At 64.9% G+C, this 24,719-nt stretch carries 25 protein-coding genes; 11 read left to right on the forward strand and 14 right to left on the reverse strand.

Features of this window, described 5'->3' with window-relative positions:
- Positions 1 to 70 precede the first annotated feature (70 nt).
- Both ACP97_RS03665 and ACP97_RS03670 read left to right on the forward strand, forming a co-directional pair.
- The gene (locus tag ACP97_RS03665; protein WP_049996486.1) at positions 71 to 748 is read left to right on the forward strand and encodes a hypothetical protein; all 678 of its coding nucleotides are present in this window, start codon (positions 71 to 73) and stop codon (positions 746 to 748) included.
- A 50-nt stretch (positions 749 to 798) separates the two neighbouring features.
- Entirely contained in the window at positions 799 to 1,206 is a 408-nt protein-coding gene (locus ACP97_RS03670) for a hypothetical protein (RefSeq protein WP_049996487.1), read from the forward strand.
- Positions 1,207 to 1,293: 87 nt separating this feature from the next.
- Here the strand turns inward: ACP97_RS03670 and ACP97_RS03675 are convergent, their stop codons facing one another.
- The 3 genes from ACP97_RS03675 to ACP97_RS03685 form a co-directional block, all read right to left on the reverse strand.
- The gene (locus ACP97_RS03675; protein ID WP_004054695.1) at positions 1,294 to 1,503 is read right to left on the reverse strand and encodes a ribbon-helix-helix domain-containing protein; all 210 of its coding nucleotides are present in this window, start codon (positions 1,501 to 1,503) and stop codon (positions 1,294 to 1,296) included.
- A gap of 99 nt (positions 1,504 to 1,602) precedes the next feature.
- Complete coding sequence (locus ACP97_RS03680) at positions 1,603 to 2,784, reverse strand: DUF7350 domain-containing protein (RefSeq protein WP_049996488.1); 1,182 nt, start codon at positions 2,782 to 2,784, stop codon at positions 1,603 to 1,605.
- A gap of 68 nt (positions 2,785 to 2,852) precedes the next feature.
- Entirely contained in the window at positions 2,853 to 4,133 is a 1,281-nt protein-coding gene (locus ACP97_RS03685; protein ID WP_049996489.1) for a DUF7405 family protein, read from the reverse strand.
- A 96-nt stretch (positions 4,134 to 4,229) separates the two neighbouring features.
- Between ACP97_RS03685 and ACP97_RS03690 the strand changes: the two genes are divergently transcribed.
- Complete coding sequence (locus ACP97_RS03690; protein ID WP_049996490.1) at positions 4,230 to 4,454, forward strand: hypothetical protein; 225 nt, start codon at positions 4,230 to 4,232, stop codon at positions 4,452 to 4,454.
- 50 nt (positions 4,455 to 4,504) lie between these two features.
- On the opposite strand, the gene ACP97_RS03695 is transcribed toward ACP97_RS03690, so the two are convergent.
- From ACP97_RS03695 to ACP97_RS03705, 3 genes are read right to left on the reverse strand one after another with little or no spacing between them, the layout of a single operon-like run.
- On the reverse strand, positions 4,505 to 5,293 hold the full coding sequence (locus ACP97_RS03695; protein WP_049996491.1) for an ABC transporter permease: 789 nt from the start codon (positions 5,291 to 5,293) through the stop codon (positions 4,505 to 4,507).
- Positions 5,290 to 6,276, reverse strand: coding sequence for an ABC transporter ATP-binding protein (locus tag ACP97_RS03700; RefSeq protein WP_049996492.1), 987 nt, complete (start codon positions 6,274 to 6,276; stop codon positions 5,290 to 5,292). Before ACP97_RS03700 ends, ACP97_RS03695 begins: the two co-directional genes overlap by 4 nt.
- A 55-nt stretch (positions 6,277 to 6,331) precedes the next feature.
- Positions 6,332 to 6,733: a helix-turn-helix domain-containing protein gene (locus tag ACP97_RS03705; protein WP_049996493.1), complete on the reverse strand. Its 402-nt coding sequence runs from the start codon at positions 6,731 to 6,733 to the stop codon at positions 6,332 to 6,334.
- 171 nt (positions 6,734 to 6,904) lie between these two features.
- Here ACP97_RS03705 and ACP97_RS03710 point away from each other — a divergent pair, with 171 nt between their 5' ends.
- Positions 6,905 to 8,164, forward strand: a complete 1,260-nt coding sequence (locus ACP97_RS03710) for an inorganic phosphate transporter (RefSeq protein ID WP_049996494.1) — start codon at positions 6,905 to 6,907, stop codon at positions 8,162 to 8,164.
- Between the two features lie 54 nt (positions 8,165 to 8,218).
- Entirely contained in the window at positions 8,219 to 8,680 is a 462-nt protein-coding gene (locus tag ACP97_RS03715; protein ID WP_049996495.1) for a universal stress protein, read from the forward strand.
- On the opposite strand, the gene ACP97_RS03720 is transcribed toward ACP97_RS03715, so the two are convergent.
- From ACP97_RS03720 to ACP97_RS03730, 3 genes are read right to left on the reverse strand one after another with little or no spacing between them, the layout of a single operon-like run.
- Positions 8,677 to 9,948 (reverse strand): M20 family metallopeptidase, encoded by a 1,272-nt coding sequence (locus ACP97_RS03720; RefSeq protein WP_049996496.1) that lies wholly within the window; start codon positions 9,946 to 9,948, stop codon positions 8,677 to 8,679. The genes ACP97_RS03715 and ACP97_RS03720 overlap by 4 nt on opposite strands.
- The gene (locus ACP97_RS03725; RefSeq protein ID WP_049996497.1) at positions 9,941 to 11,359 is read right to left on the reverse strand and encodes an APC family permease; all 1,419 of its coding nucleotides are present in this window, start codon (positions 11,357 to 11,359) and stop codon (positions 9,941 to 9,943) included. Before ACP97_RS03725 ends, ACP97_RS03720 begins: the two co-directional genes overlap by 8 nt.
- Before the next feature lie 51 nt (positions 11,360 to 11,410).
- Positions 11,411 to 12,097: a helix-turn-helix domain-containing protein gene (locus ACP97_RS03730; RefSeq protein WP_049996498.1), complete on the reverse strand. Its 687-nt coding sequence runs from the start codon at positions 12,095 to 12,097 to the stop codon at positions 11,411 to 11,413.
- Positions 12,098 to 12,180: 83 nt separating this feature from the next.
- On the opposite strand from ACP97_RS03730, the gene ACP97_RS03735 reads away from it, so the two are divergent.
- Both ACP97_RS03735 and ACP97_RS03740 read left to right on the forward strand, forming a co-directional pair.
- Positions 12,181 to 12,915: a DUF4013 domain-containing protein gene (locus tag ACP97_RS03735; RefSeq protein WP_237561081.1), complete on the forward strand. Its 735-nt coding sequence runs from the start codon at positions 12,181 to 12,183 to the stop codon at positions 12,913 to 12,915.
- Between the two features lie 317 nt (positions 12,916 to 13,232).
- Positions 13,233 to 13,964, forward strand: coding sequence for a helix-turn-helix domain-containing protein (locus ACP97_RS03740; protein ID WP_237561082.1), 732 nt, complete (start codon positions 13,233 to 13,235; stop codon positions 13,962 to 13,964).
- A 50-nt stretch (positions 13,965 to 14,014) separates the two neighbouring features.
- Here ACP97_RS03740 and ACP97_RS03745 read toward each other — a convergent pair whose 3' ends face one another.
- From ACP97_RS03745 to ACP97_RS03755, 4 genes are all read right to left on the reverse strand, one after another.
- A complete protein-coding gene (locus tag ACP97_RS03745) occupies positions 14,015 to 15,622 on the reverse strand; it encodes a BCCT family transporter (protein ID WP_049996594.1) in 1,608 nt (535 codons plus the stop codon).
- Between the two features lie 11 nt (positions 15,623 to 15,633).
- A complete protein-coding gene (locus ACP97_RS19765; RefSeq protein WP_154019943.1) occupies positions 15,634 to 15,807 on the reverse strand; it encodes a hypothetical protein in 174 nt (57 codons plus the stop codon).
- A 159-nt stretch (positions 15,808 to 15,966) separates the two neighbouring features.
- Complete coding sequence (locus ACP97_RS03750) at positions 15,967 to 16,350, reverse strand: RidA family protein (RefSeq protein WP_202593549.1); 384 nt, start codon at positions 16,348 to 16,350, stop codon at positions 15,967 to 15,969.
- A gap of 2 nt (positions 16,351 to 16,352) precedes the next feature.
- A complete protein-coding gene (locus ACP97_RS03755) occupies positions 16,353 to 17,735 on the reverse strand; it encodes an aspartate aminotransferase family protein (RefSeq protein ID WP_049996502.1) in 1,383 nt (460 codons plus the stop codon).
- Between the two features lie 168 nt (positions 17,736 to 17,903).
- Here ACP97_RS03755 and ACP97_RS03760 point away from each other — a divergent pair, with 168 nt between their 5' ends.
- Complete coding sequence (locus ACP97_RS03760; RefSeq protein WP_049996503.1) at positions 17,904 to 19,082, forward strand: M24 family metallopeptidase; 1,179 nt, start codon at positions 17,904 to 17,906, stop codon at positions 19,080 to 19,082.
- A gap of 107 nt (positions 19,083 to 19,189) precedes the next feature.
- On the opposite strand, the gene ACP97_RS18950 is transcribed toward ACP97_RS03760, so the two are convergent.
- Complete coding sequence (locus ACP97_RS18950) at positions 19,190 to 20,692, reverse strand: endonuclease/exonuclease/phosphatase family protein (RefSeq protein WP_202593550.1); 1,503 nt, start codon at positions 20,690 to 20,692, stop codon at positions 19,190 to 19,192.
- Between the two features lie 372 nt (positions 20,693 to 21,064).
- On the opposite strand from ACP97_RS18950, the gene ACP97_RS03770 reads away from it, so the two are divergent.
- The 3 genes from ACP97_RS03770 (at position 21,065) to ACP97_RS03780 (ending at position 24,696) form a co-directional block, all read left to right on the forward strand.
- Positions 21,065 to 21,481: an SWIM zinc finger family protein gene (locus ACP97_RS03770; protein ID WP_049996504.1), complete on the forward strand. Its 417-nt coding sequence runs from the start codon at positions 21,065 to 21,067 to the stop codon at positions 21,479 to 21,481.
- 362 nt (positions 21,482 to 21,843) lie between these two features.
- Positions 21,844 to 23,250 (forward strand): APC family permease, encoded by a 1,407-nt coding sequence (locus ACP97_RS03775; protein ID WP_049996505.1) that lies wholly within the window; start codon positions 21,844 to 21,846, stop codon positions 23,248 to 23,250.
- Between the two features lie 102 nt (positions 23,251 to 23,352).
- Positions 23,353 to 24,696: an aspartate aminotransferase family protein gene (locus ACP97_RS03780; protein ID WP_049996506.1), complete on the forward strand. Its 1,344-nt coding sequence runs from the start codon at positions 23,353 to 23,355 to the stop codon at positions 24,694 to 24,696.
- Positions 24,697 to 24,719: the final 23 nt, after the last annotated feature.

The raw sequence follows: 24,719 nt of genomic DNA on the forward strand, positions 1-24,719 counted from the left end.
CCGAACGGTCCGTCAGCGTATAAATATCCGCCACCAACGCGCTCATCCGCCGCCGGTCCGAGGGTCGGGTATGTCGATGAAAGGCTCGGGAGCGACGGAATTGGAGGAAATCGACCGCTTCGAGGGTGGCGTCGGCTGGCTCGCCTATCCCGACGAGCGGATGCAGCGCGCGAGCCACGCGCTCGCCACCGAGGATGGCGTCTGGCTTGTCGACCCGGTGGATGCCAACGGCGTCGACGACCTCGTCGCCGAGTTCGGCGAGGTCGCGGGCGTGGTCGTCCTGTTGGATCGCCACAAGCGCGACGCCGCCGCGTTCGCCGAGCGCCACGACGTCTCGGTACATATCCCATCGTGGATGAGCGGCGTCGCGGGCGACATCGATGCTCCAGTGGAGCGCTTCGACGGCCAACTCGGCGAAACGAGCTATCGCCTCCGGATGGTCGCCACGCCGCTGTGGCAGGAGGCCGCACTCTATCACGAGGAAAACGAAACGCTCGTCGTCTCGGAGGCGCTCGGCACGGCTTCGTACATGCACACCGATACTGAGCGATTGGGAGTGCATCCGGCGCTTCGCCTGCTGCCGCCGCGGCAGTCGTTTCGGGATTTCACGCCCGAGCGCGTGCTCGTCGGCCACGGTGCGGGCGTCCACGAGCACGCGAACGCGGCGCTCGGGGCGGCGCTGTCGGGGTCACGCCGCCGCGCGCCGGCGCTCTATCTGAAGGCTGCTCGACTGTTCCTCTCGAACTGACGCGACGGGATTATACCGAGTGCCGCCGAACCCGGGGTAGGGACAGAACGGTGGTCTATGTGACTCACGGACTGGTCGAGATGCTGTGTGACCTCGCCCGCGAAGCCGAACCCGAGGCGGTGACGATAGCGCTCGCGACGACGCCGGCCGGCGAGTTCATCGATTCGTTGCCGCCGGAGACACCCGTGTTCACCCACTTCTACTTCCCCGAGGCGGGCCGGTCGCTGTCGGCAGTGTTCGGAATGGATCTGGGAACGCCCGTGGGTCAGACCCAGGGCCGGTTCGTCTCGCATCCGCAGGGAAAACTCGCACTCTCGCGGACCGACGACCTGCACGGTGTCGTGTTCGTCGCGGTCCCACCGTGGGAGCGAGAGGACCTCGCGGTCTTTTCGCGCGACGGTATCGAGAAGCCACTCGAACTCGTCGATTCCGAGCCACCGACCGAATCGCTCGGTTAGCCCCACCGAATTTCACACGAGCGATCGAGTGCTATCACATCTAATTATCCGAACACCGGCAACAGTTCTTCGTTCTGACCGAGTCGACTATCCGAGATAGCCCAGATCCCGGAGCTGCTCGGCGATCTCGTCGAACTGCGCTTCGGTGAGTTCGCCCTGTTTTTGATGTTGGATGACGATGCTGCGCAGCAGGAATCGGACGAGATCCGAAGTGCTCTGAAAACTCGTCCCTTCGATGGTTTCCTCGACCCGGTCGGCGAGGTCCTTGGGTATCGAGACGGTCGTGTAATCGGTCATGACGAGAGGAGGGCAAGCGCCCGGATAGTCGTTGTGCTCGCGGTCGTCGCACCGGGTACCCGCTGACGGGTGCGTGGCGACGGCGAACGGTCCAGCGCGCTATCGTCCGGACGACGCACCGACGGTGAGCGTCCGTGACGGCATATCGAGAAAGGCAGTCTCGTAGCCCTCGTGGCGGGCGACCTGTGGCGGCGCATCGACGGCGAGCATGAGTTCGTCACCGCTCTCGATGCGCCCGACGCCGGCCCCGTAGTGATAGTTCAGTTCCGGGTCGAGCGTCGCCCGCAGCGGCCCGTCGAAGACCGTCTCGTCGCCCCGCCGCACCGTCGCCGACAGCGACATCGCCGGCAGGACGTACCCGTTGTGCGGCGTCCGTGCCGAGACGACGAGATACGTTCCGTCGGAACCGAACCGCGAGGCGTCGTCGAGCGCCCGCACGACGAACGCGGCGTCGCCGGTCCGGGCCGTCCCGAGCGAGCGGCCGGGGAGCGCATCCCTCTTGGGTGCGACCGCGAGCGGCAGTTGCTTCATCCTCATCGGTTCGACCGCCCCGCGCGTGCCGGCCTTCCCGTCGAGTTCCTCGAAGGAGATATTGCTCACTTTCTCCGGGTCGAACGTGAGCGAGAACTCGAAGGACTGTCGGCTCCCGAACCGGCCCGCGAACGCCCCGGTCCGTCGTGCGGACGTCGGCGGAACGTCGACCGCGACGGTGTAGTCGCCGGCACCCGGAAGGGAGACGTTGTCACCGGTGTGAAAGCCCATGTTCTGTGAGAGCATCGTCCACGGTGAGAGCGTCGTCACCGACTCGCCGCCCTTCGAGACCGTCACCGTCGGGTTCGCGTCCATCGGGCTGATTCCCGTTTCCGGGTCCCAGACACTTACCATGAGGTGGAGCGAGTCGTCGTCCTCGATGGGCACCCTCTCGGTCCGCGTGCCGGTGACGGTCCAGAACCGGTGGGGGTAGCTGTAGGTGAGTGCACAGCGATAGCCCGCACTCATCTTCGAGCCGTCCGACGAGCCGTTCGAGCGGTTCGTCCGATCCGAGTTCGTCGTGTCCGCTGTCCCTGAGTCCGCTCCGGCCGCCCCATCGCTCACGCCGACCATCTCCATGCCCTCGATGTGGGAGGGGTAGTAGACGGCCGCCGGGCGGTTTTCGGGCAGCGCCGGCATCCGCTCTCGATAGCCCGTCTGGACGGAGAACAGTCCAGAACAGCCGGCGAGAAAGCCCGCACCGACCGCGCTCGCGGCCGTGCCGGCCCGGAGAAACGTGCGTCGATCCATTGCCCAATCTACGACTGCTCGCTTCGAGTGCGTTCTGGTTCGGGTCTGTGGCGGTCGTCGGCGTTCCGTCATCGTCGTGGCACGGCGGCGGGAAGCGCGCGCAACCCGCGCGGCGGGAGGAGGTAGTTGCCGCGTCGGGTCACGGACATGTACTGGAGGATGCCGTTGTTGTTCTTCCGGCCGAGCGCCGACTCCTCGGCGAGGTCGGTGCCGGTCATCGCTTCGTGTGTGTCGGTGAAGTCCGCTATCTCCTGTTGAAGCGAGAGGAAGTGCAGCGTCGCCTCGTCGCCGTCGGTCGAATCGAAGTCCCGTCGGAGGATGACCGGCCGGTCGTTCTCGCGCGCACGAGTGAGTTTCTGTGAGTGACCGACCAGCCCCGACTCGCGGGCGGACTCCTCGGCGGGCGGACAGTCGTCCATCCGGCTCGAATCGCCCAGATTGTCGCCGACGCCCTTGACGACGCCCGCCTCGGCGTGGGCGGGACAGAACATCTTCCCGACGCGCTGATACCGACTGTCCTGTTCGTACCACTGGTCGAGGTGGAGTTTGATGGTCGAGATCTGCTGGGTGGTCCCGCCCCTGAAGGGACCCGAGCGAATCGTCACGTCGTCTTCGGTCGCCTGATTCTTCTCGAAGCCCGACTTGAAACCCATGTACAGCGGCGCATCGTCGGGAACCGGCTCCGAATCGGGAATCCCCTGAACGTCCTGGTTCTCGGCGGGAAGTCCGTCGCCGACGAAGCCCGTCCGCCGGTCGCTGCGCTCGAAGATTCCATCGAGCGAGACGTCGATATCGACGCCGTTCAGGCTCTCCTTGTCGCCCAGCAACGCCTCCTCCGCACCGAGGACGACCTGCCCGTGGTCGCTGGCGAGGTGAACGACCGCATCAGGTGTATCGATTTCCGGGTCCTCGAACGGCGTGAGCGCCTTCGGCTGTTGGAGGTCCAGCGATTCCGGGAGGGCATCGTCGAAGCGCTCGAAGTACGCCGGGGAGTAGCTCACGGTGAACAGCAGGCCGTCGTGGGAGTGGGGATACGCCCGTTCGAGCGCCCGCAGCGCCCGTTCCATTCGCTCCCCGTCTGTTCGCGTCGGCGGGCCGCTCTTCGGGTAGCGGAGATACAGCAGCACGCGATGGCGCGGGCCGAGGTGGTTGTCGTTCTCGCCGAGCGCGAGGAACTCGTTCCAGGCGTGCTGGCGCGTCGGGAGCGCCGAGAGGTCGTCGGATCCCTTCGGGAGGTCGGGAGCACTCTCGCGGGCCAGACAGGCCGACAGCGCCGCCGGCCCACCGATGGCGACGGCGGCCTTCACGAACGCGCGCCGGGAGAGACCGCGCTCCGTGCCGTGTGGCATATATGGGGTACGTATCGCAGTAAAAAGGCGGTTCTGATCCACGCGCCGCAAGTCCGGAATCAGATTCGTTTGGTTGCCTGAAACGACACAAAACGTATGTTCGTGCACACGAAACGGACGAAAGAAATGCCCTACGACAGGGAAATCCTTCGTCAGTTCCTCGCGCTCGCGGCGGTCTGTGTCGTCGGTGCGGCGGTCATTGGGCCGGTTTTGGATACCGTGTTCGATATTGACGGCAACGTATTACTCGTCGGCATTTTCGTCTCCCTTGCAGGCTATGCACTTCTCGATACGGTGCGGAATCGACTGTCGGCGGGGTAGTTTCGCGCTCTTCGCCGTTGGCGTCGGGGGCTGCTCGTGTATCGAGATCCTCACTCGGTCAGGCCGTAGCCACGCTGGAACAGTGCGATATCGGCGGCGATCACCACCACTGCCGCGCCGGCGAGCACCGCGAGCGAGACGTTCGGGTCGATGTCGGCGACGCCGAGGAAGCCGTAGCGAACGCCGTCGACCATGTAGACCATCGGGTTCAACAGTGAAACCGTCTGCCAGAAGTTGGGCAGCGCCGACAGCGGGTAGAACACTGCGCCGAAGAAGACGAGCGGTCGGATGATGAACTGGTTCATCACGGTGAGATAGTCGAAATCGCGCGCCCAGAGACCACCCATGACGCCGAAGCCCGCAAAGAGGATCGTGATGACGAGCACGAACGCGACGACGTAGATCGGATGGGCGAGACTCACCGGTGGAATACCCGGATCGAGGTTCGTGAAGATCGTGCCGACGAGCGCGACCACCACCGCGATGACGATGCCGCGGAGCGCGCTCGCGGTGACGTAGGCGAACACCATCTCCACATACGAGAGCGGCGAGGTCTGGACCTCGTGGATGTACTTGTTCCAGCGGCCGTGAAAGATGGTGAACGAAGCGTTCTGGAAGGCATCGCTGGTCGCGCCGAGCACGACGAGTCCCGGGAGGATGAACAGGATGTACGGAATCCCGCCCGTGGCGCTGATGCGCCCGCCGAGGATGACACCGAAGACGACGAAGTACAGTGCATTCGTTATCGCCGGCGGGAGGAACGTGTTCCACGGCCGGCGGACGTATCTGAGTATCTCGCGGCGCACGAGCGTCCGCACGCCAACGGAGGCGAGGCTCACAACGACGCCTCCGGCGCTTCGCGTTCGCGCTGCTCGGCGTCGCGGCCTCCCTCGCGGCTCCCGCTTTCGTCGTCACCCGTGAGGGCGATGAACACCTCTTCGAGCGACGTGCGCGAGATGTCGATGTCGGTCACGGTGTGGCCCTGTCGGTCGAGCTGGCGGATGAGCCCCGGTGCGACCTCGCCGCCGGTGGGGGCTGTCGCCACGACCGCATCGTTCTCTATCTCGACCGACTCGACGCGCTCGACGTCGATTGCTGGAACTGTCGCCGGCGGTTCGCGCAGGCGGAGTCGAACCGTGTCGTTGCCCCGCGCCATTAGCTCGTCCGGGCTGGCGACCGTCACTTTTCGGCCGTCGTCCATGATGGCGACCTCGTCGCACAACTGCTCCGCCTCCTCGATGTAGTGCGTGGTGAGAAGAATGGTCGTCCCCTCGTCGTTGAGGCCGGTGATGATCTCCCAGAGGTCGTGGCGGAGTTCGACGTCCACGCCGGCAGTCGGTTCGTCGAGAATCAGCAGGTCGGGGTCCGAGACGAGCGCGCGGGCGAGCATGAACCGGCGTTTCATGCCCCCGGAGAGCCAGTCGAACCGGGAGTCACGCTTGTCGTAGATGCCTACCGTTTTGAGGGCGTCGTCGGCGCGCTCTGCGGCTTCGGCCTTCGAAATGCCGTGATAGCCCGCCTGATGGACCAGCACCTCGTGGACCGGGAAAAAGCGGTCGACGTTGAACTCCTGTGGGGCCAGCCCGATGGCCGAGCGCGCCTCCCGATAGTCGGACTCGACGTCGTGGCCGAATATTGCTGCCTCGCCGCCGGATTTGCCGACCAACCCTACCAGAATGTTGATGAACGTCGTTTTGCCCGCACCGTTCGGCCCGAGCAGGCCGAAAAAGTCGCCTTGCTCGACGTCGAGCGAGAGCCCGTCGAGCGCCCGAACGTCGCCGTAGTCCTTCACCAGATCCGTCGTCGAGATTGCGAGCGACACTACCGGAGAGAACGCCGGCGAGCGATTAAGCGTGTTGACTTCCCGTCGCGGCGGCTCAGCCCTCGACGGGCGTCGCTTGGCCCTCGACGTCGTACTTCTCGCGGAATTCGCCGATGAGTTGGCCCATCTTCGCGTACCAGTCGTTCAGCATTCGCTGCATCTCGTCGGCGACGACGTCGGGGTCGGTGGGGCGAAAGACGTGGTAGTAGCCACCCTGCTCGTAGTTGACCTGCTCCTTCTGGACGAACCCCGCCGTGAGCAGCCGTTGGAGCGACCGATAGACCGTCGAGCGCTCGCGGTCGACCTCGACGGCGATCTCGTCGACGGTCAATGCACTACTGCTGGCGACGACGACCGCGAAACACTCGCGGTCGAGATCGGTGAGACCGTGGAAACATTCGAGCAACCCCTCGCACTCCATGTCCGCACGGAGATACTCGACCATTGCATCGGGCATGGAGAACGTCGGTGAGCGACGACCAAAGGTGTTGTGTGTAGTGGACACGACTGCACACGACCCGTTCGGGGGCGGGTGTGTCACTCCACGACATCGCCGTGACCGTCGAATCTGTCGCGGGCACGGAAGCGAAACCCGTTTTTGTCGTGCCGTGCGAGGGCAGGACAGTTGATGGTATCCGTTTTGCTTGTCGTCGGCGTGTTGGTGGCGGTGTTCGTCGGCTACAACATCGGTGGCTCCTCGACCGGCGTCGCCTTCGGCCCGGCGGTGGGCAGTCGCATCACCGGCAAGACGCTTGCTGCCGTGCTGTTCACCGCGTTCGCACTGCTCGGCGGCTGGACGGTCGGGCGCGAGGTCGTCGAGACGATGGGCGGCGAGATCGTCCCCGCGAGCGAGTTCACCCTCGCCGCGAGCGTCGTCGTCCTCTTCTTTACGGGGCTCTCCCTGCTCATCTCGAACCTCTTTGGCGTCCCCGCTTCGACCTCGATGACCGCCGTCGGCGCGATCGCGGGACTCGGCGTCGTGACCGATTCGCTCAACGAAACCGTGATGTTCGGCATCGTCTCGGCGTGGATCGTCGCCCCGCTGGTCGCCTTCTGGTCCGGCGTCGTCATCGGTCGGTACATCTACCCGCACCTCAACGCACGCATCTCCTTCGGGCGCATCGAGGACGGGCTATTCGCGTTCGACCGGTCGGGCGTTCTCCCCCGGCCGATGCTCAAAGACGGCGCGACCGGCCGTGACGTCGTCGGCGCGGCGGTCGTGCTGTTGGTCGCCTGCTACAACGCCTTCTCGGCGGGCGCGTCGAACACCGCGAACGCGGTCGCACCATTAGTAGGAAGCAACGCCATCACCGTCGAGCAGGGCGTCCTCATCGCCGTCGGCGCGATGGCGCTCGGCGCGTTCACCATCGCCCGGCGCACGCTCGATACGGTCGGCGACGGCATCACCGACCTGCCGATTCTGGCGGCCATCCTCGTCTCGCTCGTCGGCGCGACCATCATCACCATCTTGTCGAATCTGGGCATCCCGGCGAGCCTCGCGGTGAGCATGACCTCCTGTATCATCGGGCTGGGTTGGGGCCGGTCGAGTCGGGCCGTGACGCTCGCCGACGCCGCCGGGTCGGCCATCGAGGGCGAGGGTCGACCCGACTTCTCGGTGGGCGCGCTCGCCGCCGAAGGAGGCGACGACAGTGGGCCACCGGCCGGTCCGACCGTCGGCGATCTCGCCACGGCCGAGACCGCCGCGGAACCGTCACCGACCGCCGCACCGAGCGGGAAAGTGCCGAAAATCGGCGAGGAGGAACCCGAGGAACTGCCGACCGACGATCTCTTCGACGCGGCGGCAACGGGTCGAATCGTCACGATGTGGCTGCTCACGCCGACGATCTCGGCCATCGGCTCGTATCTCGTCTTCTCGCTCTTCTTCTGACGCGCTCGCGACGGGGTGGGGAAGACATTTAGCCACGGAGTGTCAACATTTGACATGGGCGAGTCGCCAGACGACGCCGAGCGCGTACTCGTCCCGATGGAGGGCTCCGAGCGAGCCAAGCGGGCGTTCGAGCACGCGCTCGACCACTCCGAGGGGGTGCTCGTCATGCTCACCGTCATCGACCCGTTCGACACCGACCCGACCTCGACGGGGTATCACTCGCCAACGGGGGTCCCCGGTATGCCGGGCTACACCGAGGAGTGGTACGCGGGCGCACGAAACGACGCCGAAGAACTCCACGACAGCGCCCGTGAACGGGCCGGCGACCGCCCCGTCGAGAGCGCGGTCGTCTTCGGCAAACCCACTCGGTGTATCGTCGAGTTCGCCGACGAGCACGGCATCGACCACATCGTCATCGGCAATCACGCCCGCAACGGCCGCTTCCGTGGCCTGCTCGGCAACACCGCGACGTCGGTCGTCCGGCACTCGCGCGTCCCCGTCACCGTCGTTCGTTAGCCATTGCCGAGCAGCGACGCACAGCCGGCGGCGACGATACGCGCCACCTCGACGACCTCGTCGGTGTAGACGAACTCGCCGGCCCCGTGGATGTTCTCGCCGTCCGGCCCGACGATCACCGTGGGCAGTCCGGCCCGATGGCCGAAGTAGTTGAAGTCGCCGACGCTGGCGAAGTGCCCCGTGTCGGGTTCGTCACCGGAGACGTGCTCGACGCCCGCCGACAGCGCCGCGACGAGCGGGTCGTCGGGGTCGGTGACGTACGGTCCGTAGCGGACGTCCGGCCCGGGCGCGTCCCGGAATCCGACCTGTACTTCGGAATCGAGGGCGAGGTCATCGACGGCGCGCTCGGCGTCGGCGCGAACTTGGTCCTTCTCCTCGCCGATGACGACGTGGCGATCGACCAGCAGACGACAGGATTCGGGGACCGAAAGCGTCTCGCCGCCGCCGTCGATTTCGATCGGGCAGACCGAGCCGTCGCCGAGCCGTTCGTGCGTACCCACCTCGATGTCGGCGAGCGCATCGGCCAGCCGTCCCGCATCGACGACCGCGTTCGTTCCCTTGTGGGGCTGGGAGCCGTGGGCGGCTTTTCCTGTGACTCCGATGTCGTAGAGGAATCGCCCGCGCGCGCCGAGCAGCAGAGCGGGATTTTCGATGTCCTCTTGGGCGAGAATCGGACCCGGTTCGGTGACGATGACCCCATCGCAGTCGTCGGTCACTCCATCGCGAATGAGCTGGTTCGCCCCCAGCCCGTAGGGACCCTCCTCGTCGACGACGGCGCTGAAAACGACGTCGCCGGCGAGGTCGGTCTCGGCGAGTGCTTCGAACGCGACCATGACGGCCGCGAGACCGCCCTTCATGTCGCAGGCCCCCTGCCCGTAGAGTCGTCCATTTTCGATGCGCCCCGAGAGCGGGTCCTCTTCCCACGCCTCGACCAGCTGGACGGTGTCCATGTGGGCGTTCAACAACAGGGTGGGAGCCTCGGGGTCAGTTCCCGAAAGCCGGGCGAGCACGTTGTTGCCCTCGAAGCCCGTTAACTCCGACTCGCTCACCGGATGATACTCGGGGTCGAGTCCACGCTCGTCGAGCCAGTCGTACACGAACTCGGTGATTTCTTCTTCCTCGAAGTACGGGCTCTCGATGCGCACGAGGTCCTGGAGGAGCGAAATCGTTTCGTCGTGGTCGATTTCCTCGGCAATGTTCTCGATTGCATCCGTGTTCGCGGCGTCGGCGGTCGTGCTGTCGGCCGTTTGGGATGATGAATCAGTCATCGGCGGACGCCTCCTGGATGTCTGGGTCGTACTCGGTCGAGGGCACGCCGGGAAGGGTATCGAGAATCGCTTCCACGTCGGTGCCGGCCTGCTGGCCTCGATACCAGTAGATACCGAAGACGGCGATGCCGACGAGTATCCACGGCACGTAGATGACGAGCGAGCCCTGATAGGCCTGCGTGAGCAGCGCGAACGCGCCGAGCGCGCCGACCGCCCCCGTGAGATAGAGCCATCCACCCAGATCGAAGCCAGCCTGTTCGATGAGTTCCGGGCGAGCGGCGCGGGCGTACAGCAGCGTCACCGAGACGGCGAAGTAGGCGATGAGATAGCTGAACGTGGCGATCTTGATGGCTTGGTCGAGACCGGCAGTGAAGAAGGTGAGCGCCGAGGAGACCGCGTAGAGGGTGAGCAACGACCAGTGTGGTGAGCCGAAGCGGTCGCTGACGGCCGAGAACCAGCGCGGGAAGACGCCGTCCCACGACCACGAGTACGGCATCTTGATGCCGGCGGCCATCACCGCGTTCACGCTGGAGGCCGTGGCGAGCAGGCCGCCGATGGCGACGATGGCCGCCCCGTTCGCCCCGAGAAAGGTCTCGGCGGCGTCGGCGAGCGGTCGTGCCGAGTCGGCGAGCACGGTGTAATCGGCCACGACACCGTAGATGACCGCCGCCGTCCACATATACAATATTGTGAGGATCAGCGTCCCGCCGACCATCGCGAGGGGGAGGTTTCTGGACGGGTTCTTGACCTCCGCACCCATCTGGCCCGCGACCGCGATGCCGATGTAAGCGTAAAAGAGGGGGACGGCGGCGGCGAAGAAGCCGTCGAAGCCGCCGGTGAAGAAGGGCTGGTAGTTCGCGGTTTCGATGGTGCCCGTCCCCGGAATCACGAGCACGAGGATGGCGACGACGAGCAGGCCGAAGATGACGTTCTGGACGAGGCTGTACCCCCGAGAACCGACGAGATTCACCAGAAAGAGCACGGTGAGCAGGCCAAAGCCGACCAAGGCGACCTCGCTCTGGCCGGCTATGAGGTCCGGGAAGAAGACTTGGAGATAGCTGCCGAAGCCGATGGCGAGGACGGCGTCGGCGGCCATATAGCCGAGCCACTTCGACCACGTGACCAGAAAGCCCGGCAGGCGCGTGTTGAACGTCCGCGAGACGTACGCATAGGAGCCGGCCGCGCCCGGAAACACCGTCGCCATCCAACTGTAGTTGATGGCGATGGCGGTCGCCAGTGCCCCCGCCACGGCGACCACGAGGATGACGCTCGGACCAGTGGTGGAACTCGCAGTGCCGAGCGTGACGAACAGCCCGGCCCCGAGCGTGCCGGCGACGACGGTGCTCATCGCCCCGAGCGGGCCGATGTTCCGCGCGAGACTTCGGTCGTCGTTTCGCTCCGCGTTCGACATGGCTGGGCATTGCCGTGTAATGGCATAGCAGTCGTCCCTAGCATGGACGGGTCAACGACCGAGCAGTTTCGCCTCGGCCGTCCGGAGATGCTCCAACAGAGTGGCCTTCGAGACGTCGAGTTCGTCGGCGAGGTCCGTGGCGCTCGCCTCGCGCGGCCAGCAGTAGTAGTTCCGCCGGCGGGCGAGGTCGAAGACCTCGCGCTGGCGTTCCGAGAGGTCGCTAGTGGGTAAAACGCCGCTCGCGCTGTAGGCGGCAGTGACGTTCTCGATGCGAACCTCCGCATGCATCTCCTCGCGGACCGCCTCGACGCGCTCGCCGACCGCCTCGCGGCTCGCGTCGACGAGCACCGTCCAGCACTCCCGGCCGTCGGCCATCCGCACCGGCTCGTCGGGGATGAACCCGCGCGAGACGAGCGCGTCGTTGATGGAGTTCTCGTGTTCGTAGCGCACCACGATGGCCCGGCTCGCGCTGCCGGGGACGGGCGTCTCGGTCGGCCGCGCGCTCGCCTCCCAGACCGATTCCGTGAGCGGCGAGGCGCGCGCCGCGTCGATCAGTTCCTCGACCGCGGCAGTGGTCTCGCCGTAGACGGTGAACCGGCCGGTCGCCAGCCCGTCGATCGCGTAGACGCCGTGACCGAGCAGTCCGCCGGCCAGCCTCTCGGTGACTGCGAGCGTCCAGCAGTCGGGATGCCAGATGTCGAGGGTCACTCGCAACCCCGTCGAGCGCGAGGCGTTCATCCGCGCTAGTCGACGACACGCCCGCAAAAGCCGTTCGCCGCGAGCGGTGCGAAGAGTTATGTTGGTTGAAAATAATGTGTGCAATGATTACTATGGACATCGACATCGAGACGCTCCTGCGCTACCCTCTCCAGTCCGACGAGTGGGTGACGACCGTGCTCGTCGGCGGCATCGCGCTGTTGCTTTCGTTCCTGTTCGTCCCGCTGTTCATCGTCGCTGGCTACGGGGTGCGGGCGCTCCGAGCGGGCATGGACCGCGCCGCCGAGCCACCGGTCTTCGACGACTGGGGCAGCCTATTGACCGAGGGGTTCATCGCCAGCGTCATCGGGTTCGTCTATCAATTGATTCCGACAGCGGTATTCTTCGTCGTCGTCGGCGGATCGGTCGCCGCGCTGGCGACCGGTTCGGACGTCGGGGCCGGCCTCGGTATCTTCGGCTTCTTCGGCGGGCTGTTCGTCTGGTGGCTGCTCGCCATCGTCTTCGGCTACGTGGGCGTCGCCGGCGTCGCGAACTACGCCCGGGAGGGCCGCTTCGGCGCGGGGTTCGATATGGATACCATCTCCGGGGTCGTCACCTCGCGTGCGTATCTGGTCGCGTGGGCGTACGTCGTTCTCCTGAACGTCGCCGTGGGTGTCGTCGTCGCGGCGCTCAACATCGTGCCGATACTCGGCGGCATCGTCGGCGTGTTCGTTGGCTTCTACGCGCTCGTCGTCGCGGCGTGGCTGCTCGGCGACGGGTTCGCCACGGCCACGACGGGGGGACCGCGAACCACACAGGTCGAGGGCTCGCCCACCGGCGTCGGCCGCTCGGAACCGTGATCACAGCTATCGGACTGGCGACCTGTAACGTGGATTATGGCGATCGCATGAGTGATCTATCATGTCCATGCGGTGAATCGGATCGCTGACCCGGTTCGTGAGGCATCCGGCACAATCGATCGGGATTCGCCCGTAATTCATCCCGTTCCCGTTCGCACAAATGTGGCCGTGAGGCTGAAATTCGGTATTATTTATTAAAACTGTGAACAACGACCAGTCTTATCCGTGTCGAGCGTCGAGAGCCCTCACGACGGTGACAAAACACGGCGGTGGTTGGGGATGAAACATGATACACGTCGACACGGCGACGAAGCATCGTGCATTCGACCGATTCCGAGCCAGCCCGGAGTGCCGCCCCGCGGGTTCGTGGGGCGGACGGGACACCGCGCCGGTCGATGAGTCTGGTCGCCGAGTACACGGTCGATCTGCCGGCGTACGCAGCCATCCTGACGGACCTTCCCGGGATGCGACTCGTGGTCGAGGGGATGACCGCGTGCGGTCCCGAGACGGTGTCGGTGACGGTCTGGGCCGAAGGGGATGAGTTCGCGGCGCTCGAAGCCGGGTTCGGCCGAACAGCACTGATCGACGAGCTGCGTGAATTGAGCGACCGCATCGACGGGCGGAAGCTGTATCAGTTCCGACTGCCGGCCGCGGCGACGACGTACTGGGCGTGGACGGGTCTCGGCGGCGTGTTGCTCGACTGTACGCTCAGCCATTCCGGCATGTGGATGCGAATGCGCTGTCCGGATCGGGACGCGCTCGCCGCCTACCACGACCACTGCGAGACACGGGACTGTTCGTTCGAACTCAGCGGGCTGAAGGAGACCGACGGTTCGCCCACGAACGCCCACGGCATGCTCACCGCGCCGCAAGCCGAACTGCTCATGGCGGCCGTCGAGAGGGGGTATTTCGACGTTCCGCGCCGCGTCACGATGGGCGACCTCGCGGCGGAGTTCGACATCTCGAACCAAGCGGCCTCCGAACGGCTGCGCCGCGGCCTCTCGAACACCTTCCGGAACGGCGTCCTCGACGACCCGAACGTGCGCTGAGTCGGTCGCCGGCACGAACGGCCGTATCGACGGTGACGGCGACTTCGCCCTCAGTCGTCTTCCGTAGCCCCTGTATCGGACGGACTCTGGCTGCCCGAGCGGCTGCTCGTTCCGAACAATACCGTTTCCTCTCGCAGCAGGAGATTGCCGTACTGCTGGCGGAAGGACTTCGTCAGCCCAATGACGGTCACGAGACCGAGGATGGCGATCGGGAGCGCGGTGATGGCGGCCGCCGACTGGAAGGCGTTCGCCTTGCCGATGAGGATGAGCACCGCCGCGACCGCACCCAGCAAGACGGCCCAGAAGACGCGGCTGATCGACGAGGGACTCTCCTTGCCGCCCGTGGTCAACATCGCCAGCGCGAGCGACGACGAGTCAGCCGACGTGACGAAGAACGTCACCACGAGGACGACGAACCCGACGAGCAGCAGCGACCCGAGCGGCAGCGCGCTGTAGAGCACGTAGCCCGAGACGGACTCGCCGAGGCGGTTGATGGGACCGAGCATGTTCGCCCGCCCGGTGTGCTGGAGCCACGTGCCGGCGGTGCCGAGGATCAGGAACCACGGCACCGACGCCAGCGCCATCGCGCCGGTGCCCGTGAAGGCGACCTCACGGACGCTGCGCCCGCGCGAGATGCGCGCGATGAATAGCCCGACGAAGGGCGACCACGCCAGCGGCCACGCCCAGAAGAAGACCGTCCAACTGTTGGCCCACGCGTTGTTGTTCGCCGTATCGAGAAAGAGGCTCATGCTGAAGAAGTCGGTGATGACGCCGCTCATCGCGTTGACCGACGTCTGGAGGATGAATACGGTCGGGCCGACGATGAGCGTGGCGACCATCAACACGAAGAAGAGCACCATGTTGAAGTCGGACAGCCGACGGATGCCCTTGTCGACGCCGAGCAACAGCGAGACGGTAAAGAGCACCGTCATCCCGGTGATGACGAGTATCGTCCCCGTGCTGCCGAGGTCGATACCCCACTGATAATCGAGTCCGGTGAGGAACTGTCGGCCGATGAACCCGAGCGATGTCGCCACGCCGCCGAGCGTCGCGAACACCGCCAGCACGTCGACGAGCGTCGCCCAGTTGCTGTCCTTGATGCTGTCGGCACCGATAAAGGGCGTCAGAATCGACGAGACGCGCAGCGGCGCGCCGTGGTTGTAGACGTAGTAGCCGATGCCGATACCGAAGAGGGTGAAGCCGACGTACTGGGTGAACATCCAGTGAAAGGCCGAATACTGCACCGCGATCGGTATCGCGGCCGCCGACGCGTCGGCGACCCCGCCGTACAGCGGCGGGACGCTGCCGTAGTGCAGGAGTGCCTCGGTCGGCCCCCAGAAGGCGGTGCCAGCCGCGAGCCCCGCCGAGTAGAGCATTGCGAAATACGAGAAGTAGCTGTACTCCGGCGACTCGTCGCCGAACGTGAGATTTCCCCACGGCCCGACGATGAGGAAGCCGAGGAAGATCAGGAAAAACAGCATGACGACGAGGTAGCCCCAGTTGAAGTTGTCGAGCACGAGCGCCTGCAACCCGCTAACGGCCCCGACGAACGTGTCGGGGGCCACTAAAAACAGCACGATGAACAACACCGCGAGGCCCGCGCCGAAGGTGAACACTATCGGGTCGACTTCGTCGCGGAACTCCTCGACCATCCCCATCTCGGCGTCGCTCACGGTGTCTCACGCCCCGTTTCGGAACCGACGGTTTCCGGATGGCGCTTCCCCGGTCGTCTCGGTTCCGTCCGACCCCGAGGTGAGCGTGTGTCCGACCCGCTCGGGTCGGTCCCGTATCCGAGGTTCGATTCGATGCTGCCGCCGAACAGTGTGCCGATGTACCGTGTCATTTGCGTCCCTCTATCACTCCATCGGGAAAGACCCTGTTAAATCTTGCGGGAATTCGTACCCGGTGTAAACGGTTCGTGTTAATCACGCGGTCCGTGCCGTCGCGGTTCACATTATCGGAGAAATCGTCGTCCGCCGTCGGAGAGGAGTGCGTTCGGTGCTTATCGGTCGCCGAGAAACGCGATGCCATCCATCTCGACGGCGACGTCGCCCGGCAAGCGGGAGACCTCGACGCAGACGCGAGCCGGCGGTGTCGCGCCAAAGCGTGCTCCGTAGGCGTCGTTCATCGCGTCGTAGTCGTCGAGGTCGGTGAGATAGACGGTCACTTTCACGAGGTCGGCAAGCGACCCGCCCGCGGCCGCGACGGTGCGCTCGACGTTTTCGAGGGCCTGCTCGGTCTGCGCTTCAACAGCGCCCGCGACCTCCTCGCCAGCAGAATCGACCGGGCCGTAACCCGACACGTATAGTGTGTCACCGGCGCTGACGGCCTGCGAGTAGGGGTTGTCGTTGCGCGGCGCGTCGTCGGTGACGATGCGTTCGGGCATCGTCAGGCGGTCGGCTGCTCGGCCGTCGTCACGTGGGAGATGGCGTCGGCGACGACGTCGAGGGCGGTGTCGGCGAGGTCGTCGGTGAGCACCAGCGGCGGCAACAGTCGGAGGACGTTGCCGTGGCGGCCGGCGGTCCAGACGAGGACGCCGTGTTCGTAGCAGTACTGCTGGATCGCATCCACGAGATCGGAATCGGGATTGCCGTCCCCGTCGACGAACTCCGCACCGACGAACAGTCCTCTCCCTCGGACTTCGCCGAGATGGCTGTTGCCGTCGGCGATCTCTCGCAGGCGCGCACGGATGTTAGCACCGAGGTCGCGCGCGTGGGCGAGCAGGTCGTGCTGTTGGATGTACTCGATGGCGCGGCTGCCGGCCCGCATCGCCACGACGTGGCCACGATACGTGCCGGCGTGGTCGCCCGATCCCCACGTATCGAGGTCCTCGCGGTAGATGGTCGCCGACAGCGGGAAGCCAATCCCTCCAAGAGCCTTCGCGGTGGTCATGATGTCGGGCGTGACGCCCTCGTGCTCGCCGGCCCACCACTCGCCGGTCCGACCCATGCCGGCCTGAATCTCGTCGAAGATCAGGGGAAGGTCGTTCTCGTCGGCGATCTCGCGGAGTCCGGCGAGGAATCCCTCCGGTGGGACGACGACGCCGCCCTCGCCCTGAATCGGCTCGACGAAGATGCCTGCGGGGTTGGCAAGTCCGCCATAGGGGTCCTCGACGATGGCCGTGACCTCTTCAAGTGCGTGTTCGACGGCCTCGTCGGGAGCTTTTCCCTGTTCGAACGGGTTCGGGTAGGGGGCGTGTACGACATCGGAAAGCAGCGGCGTGTAGTGCTCCTTCGCCCCGGTGTTCGAGGTGAGGCTGAGCGCGCCGCTGGTCGCGCCGTGGTAGGCCCCCCGAAAGGCGATGAGACCGTCACCACCGGTGTTGTACTTGGCGAGTTTGATGGCCGCCTCGATGGCGTCGCTGCCAGTCGGTCCTCCAAAGACGACGCGGTTGTTGCCCTGGAGGTTGCCGGGCGCTATCTCGTCGAGCTTCTCGATGAGTTCGAGGCGCGCCTCGGTCGGGAAATCAACAGTATGAACCAGTTTGTCGGCCTGTTCGTGGACTGCTTCCAACACATATGGATTGGCATGGCCGACGTTGAGCACGCCGATGCCGCCGAACATGTCGATGAAGGTGTTGCCGTCGGCGTCCCGCACCGTCGCGCCCTTGCCCTCATCGAACGCGACGGGGATGTCCTCGGGATAGGCGACGGCGCTGCTGTCGATTTCGCGCTGCTTGTCGAGCAGTTCCTGCGATTCCGGTCCGGGAACGCTCCCGACGTTCGGTGCATCGTCGAAATGCAAGTCGCCGATGGGTGGACTATCGACCATGAAGGAGGCCACGGCGAACGGACGTAAATAACTTGTCCACAGTTAGTATGGCTGGTATCCACAGAAACCGTATCCGAGTTGGTGGGTAATGGGTCGATTACCGTGAAATCCGTTTCCGACGTACACAAAATTTATGAGGCGATTCGCCGAAGGGCGTGAGAGAGACTCATGCCCGGTGGTGTATTCGAACGAACGGAGTACGAGCGGCGTATCGAGCGGACGAAAGAGCGCATGCGCGAGCGGGGGCTCGATGCACTGGTGGTGACCGACCCCTCGAACATGAACTACCTCGCGGGCTACGACGGCTGGTCGTTCTACGTCCCGCAGGCGGTCATCGTCACCCACGAGCGTGACGAACCCGTGTGGGTCGGCCGCGGCATGGACCAACTCGGGGCGCAGGCGACGACATGGCTCGCCGAGGAAAATATTCACTCGTACAGCGATGATCACGTACACTCGCCGTACGACCTCCACCCGATGGATTACGTCGCCGATCTGCTGGCGGACCTTGACGTCGGCGAGGGGAAAATAGGGGTCGAGATGGACGCCTACTACTTCACCGCGAAATCCTACCAGCGCCTGCGCGAGGGACTTCCCGAAGCGGGTTTCGAGGACACGACGCTACTCGTGAACTGGATTCGCATCTATAAATCGGAAGCCGAACTCGACTACATGCGGCAGGCGGCGCGCATCTCCGAAAATGCAATGGAAGCAGGGTTGGATGCGGTCGGCGAGGGCGTGCCCGAGTACGAGGTCGCCGAGACCATCTATTCGGCGCTCATCGAGGGTACCGAAGAGTACGGCGGTGATTATCCCTCGATCGTTCCCTTGCTTCCCTCGGGCGATCATACGGGAACGCCGCATCTCACGTGGACCGACCGACGCTTCGAGGAGGGCGACCCGGTCATCATCGAGCTATCTGGCTGTCGGAATCGCTATCACTCGCCGCTCGCGCGCACGACGTTCGTCGGCGACCCACCGGAAAAACTGACTACGACCGCCGAAATCGTCGTCGAGGGCATCGACGCCGCGCTCGACGCCGCCGAACCGGGTGCCACCTGCGAGGAAGTCGAGAAAGCGTGGCGCGAGGTCATTCAGTCGTACGGCATCGAGAAGGAGGACCGCATCGGCTACTCGATGGGGCTTGGCTACCCGCCCGACTGGGGCGAACACACCGCGAGCCTCCGGCCCGGCGACGAAACAGTTTTAGAGGAGGACATGACCTTCCACATGATTCCGGGTATCTGGCAGGACGACGTCGGCGTCGAGATCAGCGAGACCTTTCACGTGACTGCGACCGGCGCGGAGACGCTCGCCGAGTTCCCCCGGAAGCTGTTCTCGACCTGAACTGCGGTACGCGAACGGCGCTTTCCCGTCCGTGTCGAGCCGTCGAAATGCAGGTACTGCGTACGATACGAGAATTCGAACCGGATGCGACCGCAGCGGCCCCCGACTTAGTCGTCGGTGTCGTTTTCGTCGTCCTCGTCGACCGCTCCGTCGCCGTCGTTGTCGACGTCGTCCGAGTTTCCGCTGTCGTGTTCGTCGTTTTCGTCGTAGTGGCCGTCACCGTCATCGTCGTCTTCGGCGTCGCCGTCGAAATCGTCCGAGCCGTCGTCGCCGTCGTCGGGTTCGTCGTCCTCATCGATGGCTCCATCCCCGTCATCGTCGTCGTTCGATGGACCGCCATCGCCCTCGTCGTCTTCGTCAACGTGCCCGTCGCCGTCGTCGTCCTCGTCGTTCGCGCCGCGTTCGTCGTCCGGTTCCGGTTCGTCGACGGGGACGTCCGCCCAGACGAGCCGGTGGTCGGAGGCGGTACGGACGGCTTCGAGCAGGCCGCGCTCGTCTGTTCTCTCGCTCGGCCAGACGACCGCCGAGCGCTCGATGCCGAGGTCGGGCGAGGGAAGTACGTAGTCGACCTGTGATTCGAACTCGGCGGTCCAGAACGCAGAGCGCGGTCCGTTCTTCGCCGCGCCGCCGGGACTCGTCGGGAACGGCGGCGCGATGAACCCGTCGTCGTTCCTGACGAAGTAACTGGTGGCAGCGTTGAGACTCTCCTCGTCGCCGGGCGCAGCGTTCATGTCTCCCATCAGGACGTACGAGTCGTCCCCGTCGAGACCGCCCTGCCTCCCGCTGTCGTCGTAGGGATACTCGGCACCGGCAGCGTAATCCGCCAGGAGGCGGATCTCGTCGTGATTGCGCTTGCCGTTGAAGTTCCCTTCGCCGTCGAAGACCGGCGGCGTGGGATGGGCGCTCAAGGCGTGGATGGTTTCGTCGCCAACCGCAACGGGAACGTCGATGTGGGTCTTCGACGAGAGGCGGAACTCGTCGGCTTCGGCGGCCGAGAGATACATCTCGGTATTCGGGTCCCGTGGAAGCAGACTGTCGGGCATGTCCTTCCAGAGGAACGTTCTGAACGTGCGGATCGCGTCCCGCTGGATGGGGAATCGGCTGAGAACCGCCAGTCCGTACTGGCCGGGAAACTCCCCGAACCCGTAGGCGTCGTTGCCGTAGGTGCGATCACCGGGCGTGTCGTCCACCTCGCCATTGTTGTCGAGGTCGAGGTCGCTGGCGACGCCCGTGTTGGTCTTCGGCATGACTGTTTCTGAGTAGTCGATGCCTCGGAGGTCGGAGCGCTGCGGGACGCTGAGATAGTTGTCGACGAACGCGCGTGCGTTCGAGGGCGACGACGGGACGTCGTTGACCCGATTCGCCTGACGATTGTTGGTGAGTTCGTTGAGCACCAGTACGTCCGGCCGGACCTCCTGGATGACGCGCGCCGCGGCGGCCGCCTGCTCGTCGCCGGGCGACTGTACCTGCTCGGTGCGGAGGTCGACCACGTTGTAGGTGGCGAACGTGACGGTTTCCGTGGGTGTTTCGTTGGCCCCGGCCGTCCCGGTTGCGAGAGCGGCCGTCCCGGCGATCGCGAGGAAATCACGGCGTGTGACAGTTGGTCGCACGAACTGTCGTCCGACCGCTAGAGCAAAAAACTGCCGTTGCCGGAGTCTTCCCGACGATCCAGACGCTCCGAACGGACGGAAGATTCTCCTCCGTCGCCCGCTCCCTCTCGGTGCGGTGAATGTGTCGTTGACACCCGAATCACAGCCACTATCGAATGATTTCGCCCATCTCAGCCTCATCGGGTTCACTTTCACAGTGCTGTTAGCGCCGGCTTATCCCGGTCGGTCACGTCCTTCATCGTATGGTAGCAATCGTAGGGACCGAACGTTCGAAGGGACGAAACGCACCGTCCGACTCGTCGATGCACCGAACACGACGGCGAGGTGCAGAGACGATCGAAAGCGAGGGTTCTGTGCCCGAATAACCGAACCATGAGTACGTCATCCACATACGACGAAGCGCTCGCGACGCGACCGTTCAAACACGAGATCGACAAGCGGGACCGACGGGCTCTCTCCGAACAGTTGACTGTCATCGAGTACGGTCCCGACATCTACCGAGTCTACAGCGAGGCAGGACGGGAGTATCTCGTCGACGTCCGAACACCCTCCTGTACCTGCCCGGACTTCATGTATCGGGAGGCCGACTGCAAACACATCCGGCGTGCGCGCATCGAAGCCGGACAGCGTGACCTCGACTCGCTCGACGGGGAGATTCGGGAGGCGATCGCCAAACTCGACGAGCACATCGCCAACCTCGCGGCCCAGCGTGCCGAACTCGTGAGCCTCCAGCGCGATCTCGACCGGCTCAAGAACGGCGCATCCACCTCGCCGAACGCCCGGCAGTGAGTCTATCGTCGGCCAAGATCGGCCAAATCTCCATTGGAGCGACCGTGCACTCGAACGAACTGCCACCCGTTCGTGGCGAAGCAGCAACGAATCGGCCCTCATCCCTTCGATTCCCGATGCTACTGCGATCTCGGTAGGCCGTTCCGTTGCTCCCGACACGAACTGCTTCGTTCATCTCGGCAAGCTTGCCGCCCAAGAGCTCGAAACTGTCGTTCAAACGCTCTCCGACGGTACTGGTCGTGCTATCGGCGAGCGAAAACAACTATACCCGTCCGATTCCTCCCCGACAGCAGAACCGAGCTATGACACGTGTTGACTCGAACTTCGACGACCGGCATCCGGTGGGAGTAGTGGCATAAAGCATGGCCGAGTCACGTGACAGCGGTCTGGCGAAGGTGCTCTCGAAGCGCGAGACGCTGGTACTGGCGTTCGGCGCGATGATCGGCTGGGGATGGATCATCCTCTCGGGAACGTGGATCAACGAGGCCGGGCCGACGGGCGCAATCATCGCGTTCCTGCTCGGTGGTCTGCTGGTCGGGGTCGTCGCGATCATCTACGGCGAACTCGCGTCGGCGATGCCGTTCGTCGGGGGCGAACACGTCTACAGCCACCGTGCGCTCGGGTCGACTGGTTCGTTCATCTGCACGTGGGCGATCATCTTCGGCTACGTGACCGTGGCGGCGTTCGAGGCGGTCGCGTTCCCGTCGGCGCTGGCGTACGTCGTTCCCGGTTTCAACACGCTCGAACTGTGGAGCATCGCCGGCGAACCCGTCTACGGGACGTGGATCCTCGCCGGGCTACTGGCAACGGTCGGGATCACCTATCTCAACTACCGCGGGATCCGGGTCGCAGCACAGTTCCAGATCATCATGACGATCGTCATCGGCGCCGCTGGCTTGCTGCTCATCTTCGGGGCCGTTCCTTTCGGACAGCCCTCATCCGATCCGGCCTTCACGTCCGGTACGGCGGGGATCTTCGCGGTCGTTCTCATGACGCCGTTCATGTTCGTCGGCTTCGACGTCATCCCGCAGTCGGCCGAAGAGGCCGATATCGCGCCGGACTCGCTCGGCAAGCTCATCTTCACGTCCGTGTTTCTCGCCGCCCTGTTCTACATCGCCGTCATCTGGGGCACGAGCAGAGCGCTTCCGGGCGCGGAACTCGCCGAGAGCACGCTCCCCGCTGCGGCGGCCATGGCGACCCTGTTCGATAGTCCGCTGGTGGGACAGCTGATGGCGCTCGCGGGTATCGCCGGCATCCTCACCAGCTGGAACGCCTTCATCATCGGCGGGAGCCGCGCGATATTCGCCCTCGCGGAGGCGGGCATGCTCCCCCGATCGTTGGCGAACGTCCACTCGGAGTACGACACGCCCGGGAGGGCGGTCGTGCTCGTAGGTTCGATCGCCGGCCTGGCGACGCTGTTCGGCGAGCAGATGCTCACGTGGGTCGTCAACGCCGGTGGGCTGGGCATCGTTACGGCGTGGTTTTTCGTGACGGTGTCGTTCCTCGTTCTCAGGTATCGAGAGCCGGGAATGGAACGCCCGTACTCGGTCCCGGCGGGCTACGCCGTCGGGGTCTTCGGGGTGATTCTGACGGCGTTTTTCGTCACGCTCTATCTCCCCGGTGGTCCGTCAGCACTGGTGTGGCCGTACGAGTGGCTGATCGTCCTCACGTGGGCGCTGCTCGGGGTCGTCTTCTATCTGTATTCGGTCAAGGCGTCGAGCGGCACGGTCGACGACCCGACCGGTTCGCTCGACTCGCTCGAAGACTGAGGATCGAATCGGACCTCGATATCCGTCCCCGTCGAAGGACGATGTATCATCGCCCGAAAAGCACCTGAAAAGATTTACTACTGTTTGCAACCGTGTTCCGCTATGGTCGCCAGTCAGCCGATAGAGACGCTTCATCTCGCCGAAGAGCCGGAGATCACTACCGAAATCCCCGGGCCGAACTCGAAGGAGCTCCTCGACCGCCAACGGGAGATCGACAGCAGCGCCGTCGCCTACCCGAAGGCCATCCCCATCGCCATCAACGAGGCGAAGGGTGCGACGATACGCGACGCCGACGGGAACGTCTTCCTCGATTTCTTCGCGGGCATCGGCGTGCTGAACGTCGGCCACTCGAACCCCTACGTCCTTGAGGCCGTCCACGACCAGCTGGACGACGTGACACACACCATCGACTTCCCGACCGAGGCGCGCCTCGAACTCATCGAGAAACTCGACTCGATCGCTCCCGGCAATCTCAAGGGCAACAACCGCGTCATCTTCGGCGGTCCCACCGGCAGCGACGCGATCGAAGGCTCGATCAAACTGGCGAAGTACAACACCGGCGGCACGGGAATGATCAGTTTCCGAGGAGCGTATCACGGCACGACCGCCGGTGCCGGCAGTCTGACCGCCGGCAAGAAATACAAAGACGACTACGCGCCGCTCCTTCCCGACGTCGCCTACGCCCCCTACCCTCGCAATGAAAACGAGGTCGAACACGCCCTCCGGGAGGTACGGGAACTGGTCGAGGACCCCTACGGCGGGCTATCTAACCCGGCCGGCATCTGGGTTGAGCCGATTCAGGGCGAGGGCGGCGTCATCGTCCCGCCCGAGGAGTTCCTGCCCGGTCTCAAGGAGATCACCGAGGCGAACGATCTCCTGCTTGTCGTCGACGAGATTCAGGCCGGCATGGGTCGAACCGGCGAGTGGTTCGCCGCCGACCACTACGGCGTCACCCCCGACGCCATCACGATGGCGAAGGGAATCGGCGGCATGGGATTGCCCCTGAGCGCGATGCTCTATCACGAGAAGTACGATACCTGGGAAGCGGGCGGCCACGTCGGCACGTTCCGCGGCAACGCCCCCGCGATGGTCGGCGGCATGAAGGCCATCGAGTACATCCAACAGCACGATTTACTCACTCACGCCACCGAGGTCGGCGACTACATGCGCTCGCGCCTCCGAGAGGCGGCGACCGAGACACCGTCTCTGGCGGACGTCCGCGGAAAGGGGCTGTTCATCGGGGCCGAGTTCCGCGATTCGAACGGCGAACCGATGCAGGAGACCGTGAACGACATTCAGGAGTACTGCTATCAACACGGCGTGCTCGTCTGGACTGCGGGTCGCCACGGAACCGTGCTTCGACTGCTTCCACCGCTCGTGGTCACCGAGAGACAGGCCGAGGTGGGACTCGACATCGTTATCGAGGCGATCAGCCGGATGGGTTGAGCGGCCGCCACTGACCGTTCGAC

It is taken from the genome of Halococcus sediminicola (genome assembly GCF_000755245.1).
GTDB lineage: Archaea > Halobacteriota > Halobacteria > Halobacteriales > Halococcaceae > Halococcus > Halococcus sediminicola.